At 59.9% G+C, this 18,260-nt stretch carries 21 protein-coding genes; 4 read left to right on the top strand and 17 right to left on the bottom strand.

The window, feature by feature from the left end; all coding sequences use genetic code 11:
* Window positions 1-180: 180 nt before the first annotated feature.
* From Q669_RS14180 to Q669_RS19565, 15 genes are all read right to left on the bottom strand, one after another.
* On the bottom strand, window positions 181-978 hold the full coding sequence (locus Q669_RS14180) for a nuclease-related domain-containing protein (protein WP_022992783.1): 798 nt from the start codon (window positions 976-978) through the stop codon (window positions 181-183).
* A 160-nt stretch (window positions 979-1,138) separates the two neighbouring features.
* Window positions 1,139-1,714, bottom strand: a complete 576-nt coding sequence (locus tag Q669_RS14175) for a HupE/UreJ family protein (RefSeq protein WP_022992782.1) — start codon at window positions 1,712-1,714, stop codon at window positions 1,139-1,141.
* A gap of 43 nt (window positions 1,715-1,757) precedes the next feature.
* Complete coding sequence (gene ureG, locus Q669_RS14170) at window positions 1,758-2,396, bottom strand: urease accessory protein UreG (protein ID WP_011786432.1); 639 nt, start codon at window positions 2,394-2,396, stop codon at window positions 1,758-1,760.
* Between the two features lie 25 nt (window positions 2,397-2,421).
* Entirely contained in the window at window positions 2,422-3,150 is a 729-nt protein-coding gene (locus Q669_RS14165; RefSeq protein WP_036149802.1) for an urease accessory UreF family protein, read from the bottom strand.
* A complete protein-coding gene (gene ureE / locus Q669_RS14160; RefSeq protein WP_022992780.1) occupies window positions 3,122-3,703 on the bottom strand; it encodes an urease accessory protein UreE in 582 nt (193 codons plus the stop codon). The genes Q669_RS14165 and ureE overlap by 29 nt, the downstream gene beginning before the upstream one ends.
* Window positions 3,704-3,748: 45 nt before the next feature.
* Entirely contained in the window at window positions 3,749-5,452 is a 1,704-nt protein-coding gene (ureC, locus tag Q669_RS14155; protein WP_014422374.1) for an urease subunit alpha, read from the bottom strand.
* A complete protein-coding gene (locus Q669_RS14150) occupies window positions 5,449-5,766 on the bottom strand; it encodes an urease subunit beta (protein ID WP_014422375.1) in 318 nt (105 codons plus the stop codon). Before Q669_RS14150 ends, ureC begins: the two co-directional genes overlap by 4 nt.
* Window positions 5,767-5,777: 11 nt before the next feature.
* Window positions 5,778-6,080, bottom strand: coding sequence for an urease subunit gamma (gene ureA / locus Q669_RS14145; protein WP_022992779.1), 303 nt, complete (start codon window positions 6,078-6,080; stop codon window positions 5,778-5,780).
* 25 nt (window positions 6,081-6,105) lie between these two features.
* Window positions 6,106-7,002 (bottom strand): urease accessory protein UreD, encoded by an 897-nt coding sequence (locus tag Q669_RS14140; protein ID WP_022992778.1) that lies wholly within the window; start codon window positions 7,000-7,002, stop codon window positions 6,106-6,108.
* Entirely contained in the window at window positions 6,999-7,697 is a 699-nt protein-coding gene (urtE, locus tag Q669_RS14135; RefSeq protein WP_011786439.1) for an urea ABC transporter ATP-binding subunit UrtE, read from the bottom strand. Before urtE ends, Q669_RS14140 begins: the two co-directional genes overlap by 4 nt.
* Window positions 7,697-8,521 carry an urea ABC transporter ATP-binding protein UrtD gene (gene urtD, locus Q669_RS14130; protein ID WP_014422380.1) on the bottom strand — a complete coding sequence of 275 codons (825 nt, stop codon included), beginning with the start codon at window positions 8,519-8,521 and terminating at the stop codon, window positions 7,697-7,699. Before urtD ends, urtE begins: the two co-directional genes overlap by 1 nt.
* The gene (gene urtC / locus Q669_RS14125) at window positions 8,518-9,651 is read right to left on the bottom strand and encodes an urea ABC transporter permease subunit UrtC (protein WP_022992777.1); all 1,134 of its coding nucleotides are present in this window, start codon (window positions 9,649-9,651) and stop codon (window positions 8,518-8,520) included. Before urtC ends, urtD begins: the two co-directional genes overlap by 4 nt.
* A gap of 3 nt (window positions 9,652-9,654) precedes the next feature.
* Window positions 9,655-11,259: an urea ABC transporter permease subunit UrtB gene (gene urtB / locus Q669_RS14120; RefSeq protein ID WP_022992776.1), complete on the bottom strand. Its 1,605-nt coding sequence runs from the start codon at window positions 11,257-11,259 to the stop codon at window positions 9,655-9,657.
* A gap of 78 nt (window positions 11,260-11,337) precedes the next feature.
* Window positions 11,338-12,639 (bottom strand): urea ABC transporter substrate-binding protein, encoded by a 1,302-nt coding sequence (gene urtA, locus Q669_RS14115; protein WP_011786443.1) that lies wholly within the window; start codon window positions 12,637-12,639, stop codon window positions 11,338-11,340.
* A gap of 158 nt (window positions 12,640-12,797) precedes the next feature.
* A complete protein-coding gene (locus tag Q669_RS19565; RefSeq protein ID WP_147232550.1) occupies window positions 12,798-13,064 on the bottom strand; it encodes a hypothetical protein in 267 nt (88 codons plus the stop codon).
* A gap of 279 nt (window positions 13,065-13,343) precedes the next feature.
* Here Q669_RS19565 and Q669_RS14110 point away from each other — a divergent pair, with 279 nt between their 5' ends.
* Window positions 13,344-13,619, top strand: a complete 276-nt coding sequence (locus Q669_RS14110) for a ComEA family DNA-binding protein (protein ID WP_022992774.1) — start codon at window positions 13,344-13,346, stop codon at window positions 13,617-13,619.
* A gap of 99 nt (window positions 13,620-13,718) precedes the next feature.
* The gene (locus Q669_RS14105) at window positions 13,719-14,663 is read left to right on the top strand and encodes a DMT family transporter (protein ID WP_022992773.1); all 945 of its coding nucleotides are present in this window, start codon (window positions 13,719-13,721) and stop codon (window positions 14,661-14,663) included.
* 27 nt (window positions 14,664-14,690) lie between these two features.
* Here the strand turns inward: Q669_RS14105 and gloA are convergent, their stop codons facing one another.
* The gene (gloA, locus tag Q669_RS14100) at window positions 14,691-15,239 is read right to left on the bottom strand and encodes a lactoylglutathione lyase (protein ID WP_011786447.1); all 549 of its coding nucleotides are present in this window, start codon (window positions 15,237-15,239) and stop codon (window positions 14,691-14,693) included.
* A gap of 198 nt (window positions 15,240-15,437) precedes the next feature.
* A complete protein-coding gene (locus Q669_RS14095; RefSeq protein ID WP_022992772.1) occupies window positions 15,438-16,577 on the bottom strand; it encodes an alkane 1-monooxygenase in 1,140 nt (379 codons plus the stop codon).
* A 253-nt stretch (window positions 16,578-16,830) separates the two neighbouring features.
* Between Q669_RS14095 and Q669_RS14090 the strand changes: the two genes are divergently transcribed.
* Complete coding sequence (locus Q669_RS14090; protein ID WP_022992771.1) at window positions 16,831-17,487, top strand: GntR family transcriptional regulator; 657 nt, start codon at window positions 16,831-16,833, stop codon at window positions 17,485-17,487.
* 187 nt (window positions 17,488-17,674) lie between these two features.
* Window positions 17,675-18,260 (top strand): DUF6160 family protein (locus Q669_RS14085; protein ID WP_022992770.1); only part of this gene is annotated, 586 nt, incomplete at its 3' end.

The raw sequence follows: 18,260 nt of genomic DNA, 5'->3' as shown, positions 1-18,260 counted from the left end.
AGCGGAGTCACTGATTCAGGTATTAACTGTGATCAGATAGCGCGCTTCGTTATTGAAATCATTTGAGCGTCAATAAAAACTCAGAACAAAAAAATTAATATTTTTACAGTTAAACAATTTAAATCAATACGCTAGACTGCGCTAACACTCTAGGCGGGCCATAATCATTTGACAGCGTCATTACTGCAATAACGATGCACCAACCATCCCCCGGCACTTGGGAAATGCCTTGCAGCCATAAAACTCCTTCCCAACATTCTCTCCGCGCCTCACCGTGCGCTTTACCATCTCACCCTGGCACTTCGGGCACCGTGGCTCACTGCTTTTCTTCGCTGCAATTTCCTTCACATGCTCCACGTGCTTCCGGTGATTTTTGAACGTAGCCGCCAGCCGCCCGGATTCAATGGCTTCAATCACCTTCTGAGCCTCAGCATCCGACAGCCGCTGCTCGGTTTGGGCTTTGATAAAGCGAATGTATCCACCACCGTAAGTGACGTTGTCCGGCATTGGTGTTTTGAAAGTTGAATCCCCCACAAACACCACTAGCGAAACTACCTGCTCATCGCCGAGGCCCAACAGGCTTTGCAGTGTCTTCACATGCTTGTAGTTCTGATGCAGCGGGTTCTGGAATTTCTGCGAGTGCTTGAAGATCTTCTGCGTCCAATAGCGCTGTTTTGCGTTACCGAAGATCCAGCCCTTCATGTTCTTGGTTTCCACCACAAACACGCCATAGCGGGAGACAATGATGTGATCGATCTGGGTGGTACCGTCTTCGGTGGGCAAGGTGACGTTTTTTATGAGGTGGTAGCGGGTTTTATCGAGAAACAACTTTGCGGCTATGTTGACCATAGCTTCGCCGGCTTTGCCTTTGAACCAGGGTGTTCTAAGAATGGGCAACAGGATGAACAGCGGTACGAAATACCAGACTTGATTCGGTAGAGAGTTCAGGAGGGTGTTGAATAGCTGGCCGAAGTCCATCGGTTTTCCTTAACAGCTGCCAATCCGTTTCTTATAACTACACACTAACCTACTCTTCAGTAAACTTCCCATACCGTCAAGGTCAAATTTTGTAAACCATATACTGAAAAAGCCGCGCGGTTTCCCGGGCGGCTTTTTCGTTTCTCAAGAGACTACGGAATCAGACAGCAGCCAGGTAAGCTCCCGCCCCAGCCAGCACTCCCCCAATCCCCCGACTAAACCGACTATCCGCCTTCAGCATCAAACTACCCAGCCCACGGCCAACCAGCGTGATGGCCAGGGTGGCGATGGAAAAACCTGCCAGGTAAGCCGCCAGCGTAGCGCCTTCGGGCATTTCCGCACCATGGGCAAAGCCGTGAAACAGCATAAACGCCCCAACCAGAGTGCCACCCACGGCGGTTGGCAGTTTGGCCAGGGTGGCGATGAGGATACCGGCGACCAGTACCGAGAAAGTGATGCCGGTTTCCACGCCCGGCAGGCTCAGGCCGCCCCAGGCCAGGGCGGCGCCGAGCACCATGCCGCCGATGACGAAGGCGGGGGTGGCGTTTTTCATGAGCTTGCTCTGGTGCACGCTCCAGAAGCCGATGGCGGCCATGGCCAGCAGGTGGTCCAGGCCCAGCATGGGGTGCAGCAGGCCGCTGGTGAAGCCGCCTTCGGTGTGGCCGGGGTGGGCCATGGCGGTGGCGGAGGCGGTCAGCAGCGCAGCGGTGGCGAGAAGTTTTGAAGTCAGTTTCATGGTGTTGCTCCTGGTGGTTCTGTAATCGTATCGGTTCGTTTACTCAGGCCATTTCGGCCAGTTTTTCAGGACGCCTTTCCGGCAGCATGCCGCGCTCCAGAATGAAGCTGATGATGGTGTCCAGCCCTACCCCGTCGTACAGGTTGGTGAACACGAAGGGGCGTTCGCCGCGCATTTTTTTGCTGTCCCGTTCCATGACGTCCAGGGAGGCGTGTACCTGTTCAGCAATGTCGATCTTGTTGATGATCAGCAGATCAGACTTGGTGATGCCGGGGCCGCCTTTGCGGGGGATCTTGTCGCCGGCGGACACGTCGATCACGTACAGGGTAAGGTCGCTCAGTTCCGGGCTGAAGGTAGCGGAGAGGTTGTCGCCGCCGGATTCCACCAACACCAGCTCCAGGCCGGGGTGACGGCTTTGCAGGTCGTCGATGGCGGCCAGGTTCATGGAGGCATCCTCGCGGATGGCCGTGTGGGGGCAGCCGCCGGTTTCCACGCCCAGGATGCGGTCGGCGGCCAGAGCTTCGTGGCGCAGCAGGAAGTCGGCGTCTTCCCGGGTGTAGATGTCGTTGGTGACCACGGCGATGTCGTAGTGGTCCCGCAGGGCGGTGCATAGCTGGCGCAGCAATGCGGTTTTACCAGACCCGACCGGGCCGCCGACGCCTACTCTCAGACAATGTGTCATGGCTGTATCTCCTTGATGTTTCTATTCAGCTTCTGAAAAGCCGTGAATACTGGGTTTCATGCAAGGCACTGCCGAGCGCGAGGCCCGGCAGGATGGGCCCGAGCTCGTGGTCTTGCCGTGCCAGCGCCTGGTCGGTGGCAATCACCAGGGCCGGGCGCAGTTGTTCGATAATCCGTTGGGCGGCGGTGTGGCCCAGTGGCAAGGCTTTGCAGGCCACCGCCAGCTGGTTTTCCAGCCAGGCCCAGGCAAAGCCCAGCAGGGTTTGCCGCACCGGAACCCGGCGCACCTGGGCGGCCCAGGCAAACAGGGTGATGTAGCCGGACTCGGCCGGAATCAGGGTTTGGTCCGGTAACAGGTTGAGGTTGCCCAGCAGGGTTTTCAGGGCACCGCCCAGGCGGGTGTCTTCGTCGCTCAGTTCGGCGGTTTCCCGGGTGGCGTGCAGCCACTGGTTCCAGTGCGCGATGGTGGCGCCGTCGTCGTTCGCCCAGGCGGTTTGCAGCCGGGCCAGTAATGGCAACTCGCACCGGCTGAGGCCGTCTTCCAGCACGCCTTCAATCCACTGGGCCAGTTCCGCTTCGTTGTTCACCCAGCCCAGTTCAAAGGCGCTTTCCAGGCCCTGAGACCAGGCAAAGGCGCCGATGGGCAAAGCCGGGCTGACCAGCTGCATCAGCCCCAGCAAGGCCAGGTCGCCGCCGGGTTCGCCCTCACCGGCCATGGCTGCCGGCTCAGTGGGTGTGTTTGTGGTCGTGAGCATGGGTATGTCCAGCAGCGTGAGTGTGGTCATGGCTTTCACCGTGCGAATGCGCGTGGGAATGGCCATGGCTATGACCGTGCGAATGGCCCTGCCCGGCCTGGTTATAGGCGCCTGGTTCCGGGTCGAAGGTGGCGGTGTGGTGCACCACGGTGGCGCCCAGGCGTTCGGCCAGTTCTTCCAGTACGTGGTCGGGCGGGAAGCGCACCCACCCCATGCGCTCGTCTTCACCGATCGCACCGCCGGAGCCAATTTGGAGGGAAACGTGCCGGTTGCCCAGGTGGTAACACAAGCGCGCCAGCGGCAGGCCGGTTTCTACGCGGGCGGTGACCACCGGCTCTTCCGCGGCGCGAATGCGGATGATCTCGCCGGATTTCGCTTCCAGCAGGTCGCCGTCTCTCAGCACCGGGCCGCGGTCCAGAAACAGGCCCACGTCCAGGTTGGTTTCGGTGGTGGCCCGCAGGCGGCCGCGAATGCGCAGTTCGTAGGGCAGCACCAGGTTGTCGTGGATTTCGCTGGCGTCTACGTGGGTGATGCGTTTAGTCAGTTCCAACATGGTTGTCTCCAGTGTCCGGCTCGGAACAGCTTTAAGCTGTCTCGATTAAAAAAGGTGATAACGCTGGGCCAGGGGCAGCTCGGTCGCCGGCTCGCAGGTGAGCAGTTCGCCGTCGGCGTGCACTTCGTAGGTTTGTGGGTCTACGGTCAGGTGCGGGCAGGCGTCGTTCAGTTTCATGTGCTGTTTACGCACGTCCCGCACGCCTTTGCAGGCAGAGAGCGGGCTGTCCAGGCCCAGTTCCTCACCAATGTTGGCGTCCAGCGCGGCCTGGCTGACGAAGGTCAGGCGGGTGGCACTGGCGGCCTTGCCGAAGGCGCCGAACATGGGGCGGTAATGCACTGGCTGCGGTGTGGGGATAGAGGCATTCGGGTCGCCCATGGGGGCGGCGGCAATCATCCCGCCCTTGAGGATGCAGGCCGGCTTTACGCCGAAGAAGGCCGGGCTCCACAGCACGAGGTCCGCCAGTTTGCCCACTTCAACAGAGCCCACATCATGGGCGATGCCGTGGGTGATGGCGGAGTTGATGGTGTACTTGGCGATGTAGCGTTTGGCGCGGAAGTTATCGGCGCCGCGCTCCTGGTCTTCCGGCAGCAGGCCTCGCTGCACTTTCATCTTGTGGGCGGTTTGCCAGGTTCGGCAGATTACCTCGCCCACCCGGCCCATGGCCTGGGAGTCGGAGGAGATCATGGAGATCACGCCCATGTCGTGCAGGATGTCTTCCGCCGCGATGGTTTCCCGGCGGATGCGGGAATCGGCGAAGGCGACGTCTTCCGGGATGTTCGGGTCCAGGTGGTGGCACACCATCAGCATGTCCAGGTGTTCGTCGATGGTGTTCACGGTGTAGGGCCGGGTCGGGTTGGTGGACGACGGCAGTACATAGTCTTTGGAGCAGGCGGTGATGATGTCCGGAGCGTGGCCACCGCCGGCGCCTTCGGTGTGGAAGGTGTGAATGCAGCGGCCTTTGAAGGCGGCCAGCGTGTCTTCCACAAAGCCGGATTCGTTCAGGGTGTCGGTGTGGATGGCCACCTGAATGTCGTACTGGTCGGCGACGGTCAGGCAGTTGTCGATGCTGGCCGGGGTGGTGCCCCAGTCTTCGTGCAGTTTGAGGCCGATCACGCCGGCTTTTACCTGCAGCTCCAGCGCCTCCGGCAGGCTGGCGTTGCCCTTGCCCAGGAAGCCGATGTTCATGGGCAGGCTGTCCACGGCCTGCAGCATCTTGCCGATGTGCCAGGGGCCGGGCGTGCAGGTGGTGGCGTTGGTGCCGGTGGCCGGGCCGGTGCCGCCGCCGAGCATGGTGGTCACGCCGCTCATCAGGGCTTCTTCCACCTGCTGGGGACAGATGAAGTGGATGTGGGGGTCGATGCCGCCAGCGGTGAGAATCTTGCCTTCGCCGGCAATGATTTCAGTGCCGGGGCCGATGACGATGGTCACGTCTGGCTGGGTGTCCGGGTTACCGGCCTTGCCGATGGCGGCGATGCGGCCTTTCTGGATGCCTACATCGGCTTTGACGATGCCCCACCAGTCGAGGATAAGGGCGTTGGTGATCACGGTGTCCATCACGGCGTCGTCGCAGCGCTGGCTCTGGCCCATGCCGTCTCGGATGACTTTGCCTCCGCCGAATTTTACTTCGTCGCCGTAGTGGGTATGGTCTTCTTCTACTTCTATCCACAGCTCGGTGTCGCCCAGGCGGACGCGATCCCCAACGGTCGGGCCGTACATGTCGGCGTAGGCTTGTCTGCTGATTTTCATTTCGTGTCCTCCAACGGCCCCATCACTTCCGCCCGGAAGCCATAGATTTCGCGCGTTCCGGCAAACGGAATCAGCGTCACGGATCGGGTCTGGCCGGGCTCGAAACGAATGGCGGTGCCGGCGGCCACGTCCAGGCGGTAGCCGCGGGCCTTGGCGCGGTCGAAGTCCAGGGCGGGGTTGGCTTCGGCGAAGTGGTAGTGGGAGCCGATTTGCACCGGGCGGTCGCCGGTGTTGCCGACGTCCAGCTGGATGCGTTCGCGGCCGGCGCAGAGTTCGATGTCGCCGTCTTTGAGTTGGTATTCACCGGGGATCATGTGTCTGCTCCTTAGACGATGGGGTTGTGGACCGTCACGAGTTTCGTTCCGTCCGGGAAGGTGGCTTCCACCTGGACTTCGTGCACCATGTCGGCGACGCCGTCCATCACGTCTTCGCGGGTGAGTATTTCGGTGCCGGCGCTCATCAGTTCGGCCACGGTGCGGCCTTCGCGGGCACCTTCCATGATTTCGGCGCTGATCAGGGCCACCGCTTCGGGGTAGTTCAGTTTCAGGCCTTTGGCTTTGCGGCGTTCGGCCAGCAGGGCGGCGGTGAACAGCAGCAGCTTGTCTTTGTCTCTGGGGGTGAGTTCCATGGATGACTCCGTTGTCTCTTATGCGTCAGGTAAGCCAGATTCTGGGTGTGTGGGCCGGTACGCTGGCGAGCATGGGGCGCAGCAGGTGCCAGGCCTGTTCGCACAGGGCCCAGGCTTCGTTGCGTTCGGTACCCAGGTAGCGCAGGAGCAGCACGCCCCGGCGCCGGGTCACGGCCCAGCGATTGTGGTCTGGTAACTGTGCTCTCAGCACTTCGATGGCGGCGGCTTCGTCGTCCAGGCCGACGGCCCAGAGGGTGGCTTGTACGGTGGCGCCGCCCTGGCCCCAGGGGCCGTTGAACCGGCGGTGTTTCGGGTCCAGCAGCTGGCGCTCCAGCCACAGTGGCTGGCCGTCCAGGCTTAAATGGAAACGCTGTTCCAGTTCACCGGTGGCAAACGGCAGGTCGCTGGCCGGGCGGCCCAGTGCAAGCACTTCCCAGCCCAGGGTTCGGGCGCCGGCTGCCAGTTCAATGGTGGTGGTTTGCAAACCACGGGAGCCGTCGAAGGCGATGGTTTCCTGGGGCAGGTATTCCAGAATCGCGTCTTTGGCTACCTGCAACCGGGTGTGCTGGCCCCAGGCCACGCCATGGCTGTCGGCCTTGTAAAGTTTCGCCGCGGCCGGGGTGGTCAAAAGCGCGTGACCACCTTCGGCCACAGAGGCTTCGATGCGCAGTTCGTCGCCGCTCACCAGGCCACCCGGGGGATGCAGCAAGTACACATGGCAGCAGCCGGTTTTGCCCTCCGGGTAGAAGGGGCGCTGCACCCGCAGGGGGCCATGGTGGCGCCGGCGCACCAGCCGGGTTACCGGCGCAGGTTCGCTCTCGGCGCGGGCTTCAAACCCCAGTTCCAGGGCCGCCGCCCAGCGCCGTTCGGTGTCGAAACGGTGGCCGGAGGCGTGGCGGTCGATGGCTTGATAGGCGGTCATACGGTCAGGTGCTGTTTGATGAGTTCATCGGTCAGCCCGGCAATGTCGCCTTCGGCCACGCGCCGGCCCCGGTCGAGGATGGCGAAACGGTCGGCGTATTTGCGGGCGAACGGCAGTTTCTGTTCCACCAGCAGCACGGTCAGGCCGTCTTCTTCAATCAACCGGCGAATCACCTCTCCAATCTGGGCCACGATGTTGGGCTGGATGCCCTCGCCCGGCTCATCGAGGATCAGCAGGCGCGGCTCAATCACCAGCGCCCGGCCAATGGCCAGCTGTTGCTGCTGGCCACCGGAGAGGTCGCCGCCCCGGCGGTGTTTCATTTCTTTCAGCACCGGGAACAGCTCATAAATGCGCTCGGGGATCTGCTTGCTGCCATCGGCCCGCACCGCCAGACCGGTGCGCAGGTTTTCCTCCACGGTCAGCAGCGGGAAGATCTGCCGGCCCTGGGGCACGTAGCCGATGCCCAGGCGGGAGCGGTCTTCGATTTTCTTTTTGGTGAGTTCCACATCCCGGGCAAACTCGATGGAACCGCTTTTCACGGTTTCCTCGCCCATGATGCATTTCATCAGCGTGGTCTTGCCCACGCCGTTGCGGCCCATCACGCAGGTACACTGGCCCTGGGGCACGTCCAGCTCCAGGTCCCAGAGGGTGTGGCTTTCGCCGTAGAACTGGTTGAGCTTTTCAATCTTGAGCATCAGGCCTCCTCCCCCAGATACACCTTGATCACGTCCGGGTCGTTGGAGACCTGGTCCATGGTGCCTTCGGCCAGCACGCTGCCCTGGTGCAGTACGGTGACTTTGCGGGCGATGGAGCGCACAAAGCCCATGTCGTGTTCCACCACCACCACGGACTGTTTGCCCGCGAGACTGGTGAGCAGTTCAGCGGTGCGTTCCATTTCCTGTTCGGTCATGCCGGCCACGGGCTCGTCCACCAGCAGCAGCCGGGGTTTCTGCATCAGCAGCATGCCGATCTCCAGCCACTGTTTCTGGCCGTGGGAGAGGATGCCGGCGGGCTTGTCGCGCAGCGCCTGCAAACCGATCATTTCCAGGATTTCGTCAATCCGGTCCCGGTATTCCGCGGTCATGATGGCGGTCAGGGTGGGCAGGATGCGTTTGTCGGCGGCCATGGCCAGTTCGAGGTTTTCGAATACGGTCAGGGCCTCGAACACGGTGGGCTTCTGGAACTTGCGGCCAATGCCCAGGGTGGCAATGTCCGGCTCGTTCATGCGCAGCAGGTTGTGGCGGCTGCCGAACCACACCGAGCCGGTATCGGGCCGGGTTTTACCGGTGATGATGTCCATCATGGTGGTTTTACCCGCCCCGTTGGGGCCGATGATGCAGCGCAGTTCGCCGTCGTCGATGGTGAGGTTGAGGTTGTTGATGGCCTTGAAGCCATCGAAGCTCACGCTCACGTCTTCCATATACAGGATCGGGCCGTGGCGCACGTCAACCGGCGAGGCCACGGGGGTGAGAAACTCAAACACCTGGTCCCGGTTGGCAAGTTGTTCAAAGATGCTCATGCGGTGGCCTCCTGAGCGCCGGGTTGGTCATCGTCCTTCTGGCGGCGTTTCTGTAGCAGGCCGGCAATGCCCTTCGGCAGGAACACAGTCACCAGCACGAACAGCGCACCCAGGGCAAACAGCCAGGCGTCCGGCATGATGCCGGTGAACACGGTCTTGGCGTAGTTCACCAGCAAGGCGCCGATTACCGCGCCGTACAGGGTGGCGCGGCCACCGAGGGCGACCCACACCACGATTTCGATGGAGAACAGCGGCGAGAATTCGCTGGGGTTGATGATGCCCACCTGTGGCACATACAACGCGCCGGCCACACCCGCCAGCATGGCGGAGACCACGAACACAAACAGCTGCACCCGCTCCACCCGGTAACCCAGGAACCGGGTACGAGCTTCGGCATCGCGGCAGGCCACGCTGACCCGGCCCAGCTTGCTGGTCACAATGGCACGGCACACGACATAGCCCACTGCCAGCGCGATGCCGGTCGCCAGGAAAAGGCCAAGTCGGGTGGCGTCGCTGCGCAGGTTGAAGCCGAGGATGTCTTTGAAATCGGTCAGGCCGTTGTTGCCACCGAAGCCCATCTCGTTGCGGAAGAACGCCAGCATCAACGCAAAGGTCAGCGCCTGGGTGATGATGGACAGGTACACGCCGGTTACCCGGGAGCGGAAAGCCAGGAAGCCGAACACCAGCGCCAGCAGGCCCGGGGCCAGCAGCACCATGATGAAGGCAAACCAGGCCATGTCGAAGCCCTGCCAGTACCAGGGCAGCTCCTGCCAGTTCAGGAACACCATGAAGTCTGGCAATACAGGATCGCCATACACGCCGCGATCACCAATCTGGCGCATCAGGTACATGCCCATGGCGTAGCCGCCGAGGGCAAAGAAGGCGCCGTGGCCCAGGCTGAGAATGCCCAGGTAACCCCACACCAGGTCCACTGCCACCGCCAGCAGGGCGTAACAGAGGTATTTGCCCAGCAGGGTAACGGTGTAGGCGCTCACGTGCAGGGCACTGTCTTCCGGCATAAACAGGTGCAGGAAGGTAACCAGCACCAGGGCGGCGAACAGCACACCGAGGAAAAGCTGGGTGGAACGCTCCTGAAAGGGCCGGAGCAGCCAGGTTTGTGATGTCGCCATAACTCAGCCCTCCGCCGCACGGCCTTTCTGCGGGAATAGCCCGCGTGGCCGCTTTTGAATAAACAGGATGATCAGCACCAGCACCATGATTTTGGCGAGGACCGCACCCGCCCAGGGTTCCAGCAGCTGGTTGATGGTGCCCAGGGAAAGCCCGGCAATGAGGGTGCCCCAGAGATTGCCCACGCCCCCGAACACCACCACCATGAACGAATCGATGATGTAGTTCTGGCCCAGGTTGGGGCCGACGTTGGTGATCTGCGACAGGGCCACGCCCGCCAGCCCGGCCACGCCGGAGCCCAGGGCGAAGGTCATGATGTCCACTTTGGTGGCTTTGATGCCCATGGAGCGGGCCATGGCGCGGTTCTGGGTAACAGCACGGACTTCCAGCCCCAGGCGGGTCTTGCGCATGATCAGCATCAGGCCGGCGAATACCACCAGCGCAAAGCCGATCACGTACAGCCGATTCAGGGTGAGCGACAACGCCTCGTTCACCATGATTGAGCCGCTCATCCACTCGGGCGTGACCACGGTGCGGTTGAGGGGGGAAATCACCGTACGCACCAGTTGCTGAAGAATCAGGCTAATGCCGAAGGTGGCCAGCAGGGTTTCCAGCGGGCGGCCTTTCAGGTACTGGATAACGCTGCGCTCAATGGCGATGCCCGCCAGCGCCGCCACCAGGAAACCGGCCGGGATGGACAGGATCAGGGCCAGGCCGGGCTGGCCCGGGAACAGCTGCTGCATGCCCCAGGCGGTGTAGGCCCCGAGCATGATCAGCTCGCCATGGGCCATGTTGATCACGCCCATCACACCAAACGTGATGGCCAGGCCAATGGCGGCCAGTACCAGTACCGAGCCGAGGGAGAGGCCAAAATACAGGGTCTCGGCAGCGCGGTTGAGTTTGAGTTTCTGTTCAATGCTGGCCAGGGCTTCCTCGGCCGCAGCCGCCAGCGCAGGGTCATCGCTGTTAACGGCATTATTCAGGGCGGCACGCACGGTCGGGTTCAGGCTGCCGGACAAAGTGGCAACCGCCTCAACATCGCCCTGCTCCACCTGGTAAATGGCCAGGGCATTGGTGAGCATGTCACGCACCTGGCCGTTGACTTCCACCTGCAAACGGGCCTGCAGCTGGGTGGCCAGCGCTTCATTCACTTCGCCCAGCAGATTGCGCGCGGCATCAAGGCGTTGGCCTGGGTCGGCCACGGTCAGGTCGATAACCGAGAGGATGCCCTCGATGTCGGCCCGCAGGGCGTTGTTCACGCGCAGGCTTTGCAGATCACGGCGCGACATTTCACCCAGGTCTTCGCCGGTCAGGGCGTCGGCGATCTGCCAGTTGCGGCCCCGGTTGTTTACAACAATCACCAGGGCACCGGTGTCTTCAATCATCGCGAGTTTGCCGTCGCGAACGGCTTCCAGCCAGCCCCGGGCGCGTTCGTCGCCGGTTTCGGAGAGGGCTTTGAGTAAGTCGGTTTTTTCAGCTTGCCCGGCTTCTACGAGCCGTTTCAGCAGCGCTTCGGGCGCATTCGTCTGCGCCTGGGCATTCGCCAGTGTGGCCCCTAGGGCCAGACAGACAGCCAATACCATCCTGGCGAGCAATCGGTGAATGCTCATGATTCATTCCTGTTGGCTTGGGAATTCGGGAGCGGTGCCGGGCAGGCTCAGGCCTGCCCGGCTGTGCCCGGTTGGAGCTTAGTTGGAGGCCACGTCAGCCGAGCCACCACCGCACTTGCCGGTGACCACGTTGAAGTTGCCGCAGCGCAGAGGCGCTCGCCAGTCACTGATCAGGTCCTTGGAACCTGGCAGGAAGTCAGACCAGGCATCGCCAGCCACGGTAGACGGGGTTTCCCAGACCACGGAGAACTGGCCGTTGTCCTGGATCTCGCCAATCAGCACCGGCTTGGTGATGTGATGGTTCGGCATCATGGTGGCGTATCCGCCGGTAAGGTTCGGTACGCTCACACCGATGATGGCGTCTTTCACTTCATCCACGTCGGTGGTGCCGGCTTTCTTCACCGCTTCAACGTACATGTTGAAACCGATGTAGTGGGCTTCCATCGGGTCGTTGGTCACGGCGGCATCGTCGCCCTTGTAGGCAACCCAGGCGTCGATGAAGTCGTAGTTGGCGTCGTTATCCACGCTCATGAAGTAGTTCCAGGCAGCCAGGTGGCCAACCAGCGGAGCGGTGTCGATGCCGGAGAGTTCCTGTTCACCCACGGAGAACGCAACCACGGGAATGTCGGTGGCGGAAATGCCCTGGTTGCCCAGTTCACGGTAGAAGGGCACGTTGGCATCGCCGTTGATGGTGGAGACCACGGCGGTCTTCTTGCCGGCGCTGCCGAACTTCTTGATGTCAGACACGATGGTCTGCCAGTCAGAGTGGCCGAAAGGCGTGTAGTTGATCATGATGTCGCCGGCGGCCACGCCTTTATCTTTCAGATAGGTTTCCAGAATCTTGTTGGTGGTGCGCGGATAAACGTAATCCGTGCCCGCCAGAACCCAGCGCTCAACACCCAGGTCGTTCATCAGGTAATCCACCGCGGGAATCGCCTGCTGGTTGGGCGCCGCACCGGTGTAGAACACGTTTTCAGACGATTCCTCGCCTTCGTACTGAACCGGGTAGAACAGCAGGCCGTTCAGTTCCTCTACCACCGGCAGAACGGATTTACGGGACACCGAGGTCCAGTTACCGAAGATAACGTCGACCTTTTCTTTCTCCAGCAGCTCACGGGCTTTCTCCGCGAACAGCGGCCAGTTGGAAGCCGGATCAACCACCACCGGCTCCAGCTGGCGGCCAAGTACGCCACCGGCTTCGTTCTGCTTTTCGATCAGCATCAGCATGGTGTCTTTCAGTGCGGTTTCACTGATGGCCATGGTGCCGGACAGGGAATGGAGAATACCCACCTTGATGGGATCTTCGGCGGCAACAGAATTCAGGGAGACAGACAGCGCCAATGCAGAGAGGCCCAGTTTCACGTGTTTTTTGATGCTCATGTTGTGCGTCCTTTTCGTTGGTTTTGGGTCGTCAAACGCAAACAGCCAATTGCATTCGCCGTTCCAACAACCAAAAAAGCACTTACAAAACATGATGTTAAACAACAAAAAACATGCCCGGACCGGCTCTGCAATGAATTGGTGCGCCGTTTCAGGCCTCAATCCGGTGCCTCGGCCAACCCGCCGCCCTCAATTGGTGCAGAGCAGGCAAACCCCACTGCACCATCTGGTAGCGCGCTGATTTTCAGGCAATAAATTGCCCGCAAAAACACCCTGAAAACAATGAATTCAGGTTCACCGTAAAGCTCACAGCTCTGTGGGATATCTCGCACAAACCGTCTGGCGGATGTCCGATTTTCCGAAATTTCATCTTCCGTAGAATGAGCATTGTCAGGGATGACAAGCCAGCACGGACGTTGGCTCACGGATGAGAACTCCACGGATTCGGAGTTGCCCGATGGATCAGGGCTACAGGGATGACTGCAAGGATGAAGTGCTCAGGATGATGCGCAGCCTGATGGATCAGGCAGGGGTCAGCCACGGAATTTGGGGACTACACGGACAGTAGTCCCTTTCCGTGCACTAAACCGCCCTCGCACCCACCTCCCCCTTTTTGTTCTGCACCGTTTCGAATCACCAATACTCTCAATGGGTTGTCGTGCCTGACTGTTCATAACAACGTTATTACAATCAGGAGATCACCGATGAAACCAACCTCATTTCTGGCCACCCTTGTTCTGTTTTTCAGCCTGATCACTGGCTCTGCAGCCTTCGCCAGCGAGCAGCCCGCCGTGAACATCAACACCGCAGATGTAGCCACTCTGGCGTCTCTGAGCGGTGTCGGTGAGAGCAAAGCCCAGGCCATTGTCGACTACCGCGAAGCCAACGGCCCCTTTGCCAGCATTGAAGCACTGGCTGATGTGAAGGGTATTGGTGCGCGTACGGTTGAAAAGAACGCCGACCGCCTCGCCGTGAAATAAGCCCCGGGGCAGCCTCGCTGCCCCTCTCCTTTCCCTTATAGCGCCAAGCACTTACCGCTGATACCCTTGCCTGTTTGTTTCTCCAACCGGCAGTTTGTCATGATCCACGGAGCACTTCTTATTGCCCTGGCCTCTTTGCTCTGGGCCACTACAGGTATTGTCGCCAAGTTTCTGTTCAACGGTACGGAGCTGGAGGCCATCACCCTCGGTTTTTTACGCCTGGTGGTTGCGCTGCCATTCTTCTGGCTATTGATGCGGCGCGAGCAGCGGCAGCTGGTGGCCCGCAATCCCGGCCAGACGGTACCCGGCAGCTCTTTGCGTTCGCTCAGCGGCAAGGCCATGCTCACCCTCACCGCCCTGGGGCTGTTCCAGGCGTTCTATCAGGGCAGCTATCTGCTGGCGGTGGATCTGACCGGAGCTGGCATTGCCACCCTGATATCCCTGTGCCTGCCACCGGTACTGGTGGCTATTCTGGCTGCCCCATTGCTGGGCGAGAAACCAGGGCTGCTCACTATCCTGGCCGCGATTGCCGCGATTCTGGGCACGGGCATGCTGGTGGTCAGTGACATGGACACCGCCGGCACCCTGCGGCTGGCAGGCATTCTGATGGCGCTGCTGGCGGCGGCGGTATACACCGGCTTCACCCTGACCAGCCGCTACAACTCAACGGGCACACCGGTGTTTACCACCGCCTTTATCTGCTTTGGTACCGCCGCACTGCTGCTGTTGCCGGTGGTGGCCCTGAGTGGCGGCTTTGCGGGGCTGGAGACGATGGAGCTAAAGCACTGGCTGATGGTGCTGTACATCGGCGTGGTGCCCACCTGCATTGGCTATTTGCTGTTTTTTACCGGGATGAAAACCACGCCGGCGACGGTATCCAGCATTGTCGTCGTGCTCGAACCTTTGTTTATTGCCTTGCTGGCCTGGCTGATTCTGGGAGAGAAACTGGGGCAGATTGGCGTTGCGGGCGCGTTCATTCTGACGGTGGCGGTGATTGTCGCCTCGCGCTATGGCAAGGCGCCCGGCGCCAGCCAGGAAAGCTGAACGCCGGGGTCAGGAACAGCGTAGTGATCAGCTGTCCTTGCGCTGTTTCTCCAGCATGTCTGGCTGCAGGATTTCAATCCAGTAGCCATCCGGGTCTTTGATGAACGCCAGGCCTTTCATTTTGCCGTCGTCCGGTTTTTTCACGAATTCCACGCCCAGCTTTTCAAAGCGCTCACAGGCAGCGTAGACATCGGGCACGGCAATGCCGATATGGCCGAAGCCCTGGGGCTCATCATTGCCGTTGTGGTAGGCAAAGTCGGCATCGTCTTCGGTGCCCCAGTTATGGGTAAGCTCCAGCATCGCTTCCCGGCCAAAGGTGTAGGTAGTCCGGTGGCCATCATCGTTTGGCACAAACTGGGCCTGCTTGTCGTCCAGGTAGCCCAGGAAGTAGAGCGTGAACTTCATTTCCGGGAAATCCAGCTTGCGAACCAGGCGCATGCCCAGTACCCGGGTGTAGAAGTCCATGGAACGCTCAGGCTCCTTGATGCGCATCATGGTCTGGTTAAAGACATAGCCTTCGGTTTCGGGAACGGGGTCATCGTACAGGCCCGGGGCCTGCTCAAAATGCTTGGGCATGTTGGTTTCCCTTTTTAGTTCAAGGATTCGAACCCTATACCTTTGTGCGACCCGCGGTAATTTCAAGAGCAAAAAAGACCCCACGGGCCAGAGACAGGTACCCGCAGGGCGCTAATGCCGACCTAAGCCGGCGTTCTTCAGAGACACTCTGAAGTCGGTCTGGCGCCCGGAGACGCCAGCTGGGAAAGCCTGAAAGACTCAGGATTGCAGCTGATGCTCCTCCCCTCGGTAGTAGGCTTCCACTCTCGGATTCATAACCTTGCGCCAGAGTGGCGGGAAGCAGGCCAGTACCACCATGGTGGCGTAACCGGCAGGAAGCTGGGGTGCAATTTCATGATGGCGCAGGACCTGGTAACGACGCTTGGCGTAGGCGTGATGGTCGCTGTGACGCTGTAACTGAAACAGGAACACATTGGTCAGAAAGTAATTGCTGTTCCAGCTATGCTCAGGTGTTGTTCGTTCATAGCGACCGTTTTCAAGCTTGCGACGATGCAGGCCGTAGTGCTCCAGATAATTGACGATCTCAAGAAGCGTGAACGCAATAAAGCTCTGGCCCAGGAAAAACAGCGCCCCCAGCCAGCCGAACGCGACACTGAACACAACCAGCAGCAGCGCGCTGATTCCGTACCACCAAATTAACTCATTGCGCCAGCTGACTGGAGCATGACCTTTGCGTTTGAGGCGCTCTGCTTCAAGCTTCCAGGCATTCAGAAAGTTGTGCACGTATGCGTGTGGTAAAAAGCTGTAGAGAGACTGATTGTAGCGGGAAGATGAGGCATCCTCTGGTGTAGAAACATGCACGTGATGGCCACGAATGTGCTCAACCTTGAACCCGGCATAACAAACCATGGAAAGCAAAAATCCGCCGGCCCAGGTTTCGAGCTTGTCGTCTTTATGAATCAGTTCATGGGCCACATTGATCCCGAGACCGCCGACGATACCGATGGATACAACCCAGCCAAGGGCGCCCACCAGGCTGAAAACGCCGGAGGCCAGTACCCAGACACCCCATCCCAATAACGCTGCATAGGCGACGACCCAGATCAGGGTCACGGCCCGGTAATACTTTTCCTGATTAAGCCGCGGCACATCGGATTGTTCATCAGGATTCAGAGCGTCTTTTCCGAGCATCAGATCAAGCAGAGGGATAATGCCAAACACAACCACGGGGACGCCCCAGGAGAAGGCGTTGACCAGACCGGTGCTTTCCCCCACAGCCAGTAATAACGGAGGCAACACCAACGGAATCATCGCAATGAGGTAGCTGTATTTTTTAAGGGTTAACAACAGCCGGCGACGACCAGCTGCTGTACTGAAAGTGATGGACTCTGAGCTCATGGTTGCTCCTTGTTGTAGGAATCGGAACCGGGCGTTTGATGAGACCCCAGCCTCCATGCATTATTGTCTAACAATATTGCAGTCGTCAAACAAAATGTTATTCTGGAGATGACAAGGTTCACGAACTGGATATCTTCCGCCGGACCATCCCTGACCCGTTACAGGCTGTGATAGACTCATGCGCATTTCCTCGACTGCCGGTGCTTTGCCCTCCTTAGCCAACCGGCTTGTTAAACCTGTTCAGAGAGCTCTTATGGATTTTCAGGTGCCTAACACTTTGGCGGAGCAGATCGCCAACTATCTGGCAGAGCGAATCATGACCGGCCAGGTTCCCCCCGGAGAACGCATTCAGGAGGCCACCCTGGCCTCGGAACTCAAAGTGAGCCGGGCATCGGTGAAAGAGGCGCTTTACACCCTGGAGCGTTGGCACCTGGTGGAAATCACGCCGCGGAAAGGGGCTTCCGCAACCCAGCTGAATGCCGAGTACGCGGCAGAGCTTTACGACGTCTACATGCATTTGCTGATGATGCTGGCTTCGCGCCTGTGCGAACGTTGGAAGGAATCCGATAGAGACCGGGTACTGGCCGCGGTATCTCAGGTGGTCGAGCGCATACAAGAACCCCAACCCGACATCACCCGGGTGGTGGAAGCCAGCTTCAACGTGATGGAAGCCTGCTGTGAGGTTGTCGCCAACCCCTACCTGACCGAGGCCTTGTCCAACTTCAAGCCTGCCGTAAGCCGTGCCTATTATCTCGGAGCAGACCGCTATCGCCAGGGTCTCGCGACCACCAGTACGTTTTTCTCGGAGTTGCCGCAGGCGGTGTTGGCGAGAGATGCCCCCAAAGCCACTGAGCTGATCCGAGGCTTCGCCGAACATCAGAAAAACCTCATCCGCCAGGCACTGGATTGAAACACCGGTCACGACTGTTCAGGTTGTGACCAGCCTCACAGATCACCCCCGCCTTCAGGCTTAAAGTAACAATGTGTAACTTTTAACGACCGCAGCTCTGGTTGTGTTGTCCCTGCGGCTGATCAGCACACGTCAGGTGTTCTGAATCAATCAATAACAACAAATCGTCGAACGAACCGGGGCTAACATGTCTTTTCTCATTCCTGAGGCCAGAAAATCCCTCGCCTGCCTGAGCCTGATGGCCGGCGCCTCATTAGCCGTGCCTGCCATGGCCGAGTTCCAGCCGCTGGATGACACAACCCTGGCGGGTGTGACTGGCCAGGCCGGTGTAACCATTGAACTGGAAACCAAGCTCAATATTGATCACCTGATCTGGACCGATGAAGGCTCCCTGGGGGTCAACGGCCTGAGATTGTCCGGCCAGAACGATACCGTGCTGGACAACATGAAGCTGACGATTGATATCGCGGGCAGTGGCGAGGTTCTGGAGCACGGTTTCTCCGAGATAGCACGCCGCGCCAACGCTGGCCTGCTCGATACCAGTAATCCCGATGTCGCGGACGCGCTGGCGAAATATTCCGTCGGTGGCAGTTTCGGCAAACAGTTCGACAGCGGCGACTTGGTGATTCACCTGGGGGCCAGCGATTACGGCGACCCTACCAGCCTGACCGATTACCTGCAGGCGGTGGATTTTGAACTGGCTATCGACAGTATTACCACCACCGGCAGTGAGGGCAGCGCCAGTTTATTCTCACCTGAATCAGTGACTTCGC

Source organism: Marinobacter sp. C1S70, from assembly GCF_000475355.1.
GTDB lineage: Bacteria > Pseudomonadota > Gammaproteobacteria > Pseudomonadales > Oleiphilaceae > Marinobacter > Marinobacter nauticus.
This window is presented reverse-complemented; position numbering and strand designations above follow the sequence as displayed.

Coding starts and splice junctions, on each gene's coding strand:
- Q669_RS14180 (WP_022992783.1), bottom strand. CDS start 978: ATGGACTTCGGCCAGCTATTCAACACCCTCCTGAACTCTCTACCGAAT.
- urtA (WP_011786443.1), bottom strand. CDS start 12,639: ATGAGCATCAAAAAACACGTGAAACTGGGCCTCTCTGCATTGGCGCTG.
- ureC (WP_014422374.1), bottom strand. CDS start 5,452: ATGAAAATCAGCAGACAAGCCTACGCCGACATGTACGGCCCGACCGTT.
- Q669_RS14095 (WP_022992772.1), bottom strand. CDS start 16,577: ATGAGCTCAGAGTCCATCACTTTCAGTACAGCAGCTGGTCGTCGCCGG.
- Q669_RS14105 (WP_022992773.1), top strand. CDS start 13,719: ATGATCCACGGAGCACTTCTTATTGCCCTGGCCTCTTTGCTCTGGGCC.
- Q669_RS14165 (WP_036149802.1), bottom strand. CDS start 3,150: ATGCTCACGACCACAAACACACCCACTGAGCCGGCAGCCATGGCCGGT.
- ureG (WP_011786432.1), bottom strand. CDS start 2,396: ATGACACATTGTCTGAGAGTAGGCGTCGGCGGCCCGGTCGGGTCTGGT.
- ureA (WP_022992779.1), bottom strand. CDS start 6,080: ATGGAACTCACCCCCAGAGACAAAGACAAGCTGCTGCTGTTCACCGCC.
- urtB (WP_022992776.1), bottom strand. CDS start 11,259: ATGAGCATTCACCGATTGCTCGCCAGGATGGTATTGGCTGTCTGTCTG.
- ureE (WP_022992780.1), bottom strand. CDS start 3,703: ATGTTGGAACTGACTAAACGCATCACCCACGTAGACGCCAGCGAAATC.
- urtD (WP_014422380.1), bottom strand. CDS start 8,521: ATGAGCATCTTTGAACAACTTGCCAACCGGGACCAGGTGTTTGAGTTT.
- Q669_RS14110 (WP_022992774.1), top strand. CDS start 13,344: ATGAAACCAACCTCATTTCTGGCCACCCTTGTTCTGTTTTTCAGCCTG.
- Q669_RS14140 (WP_022992778.1), bottom strand. CDS start 7,002: ATGACCGCCTATCAAGCCATCGACCGCCACGCCTCCGGCCACCGTTTC.
- Q669_RS14090 (WP_022992771.1), top strand. CDS start 16,831: ATGGATTTTCAGGTGCCTAACACTTTGGCGGAGCAGATCGCCAACTAT.
- Q669_RS14150 (WP_014422375.1), bottom strand. CDS start 5,766: ATGATCCCCGGTGAATACCAACTCAAAGACGGCGACATCGAACTCTGC.
- gloA (WP_011786447.1), bottom strand. CDS start 15,239: ATGCCCAAGCATTTTGAGCAGGCCCCGGGCCTGTACGATGACCCCGTT.
- urtE (WP_011786439.1), bottom strand. CDS start 7,697: ATGCTCAAGATTGAAAAGCTCAACCAGTTCTACGGCGAAAGCCACACC.
- urtC (WP_022992777.1), bottom strand. CDS start 9,651: ATGGCGACATCACAAACCTGGCTGCTCCGGCCCTTTCAGGAGCGTTCC.
- Q669_RS14175 (WP_022992782.1), bottom strand. CDS start 1,714: ATGAAACTGACTTCAAAACTTCTCGCCACCGCTGCGCTGCTGACCGCC.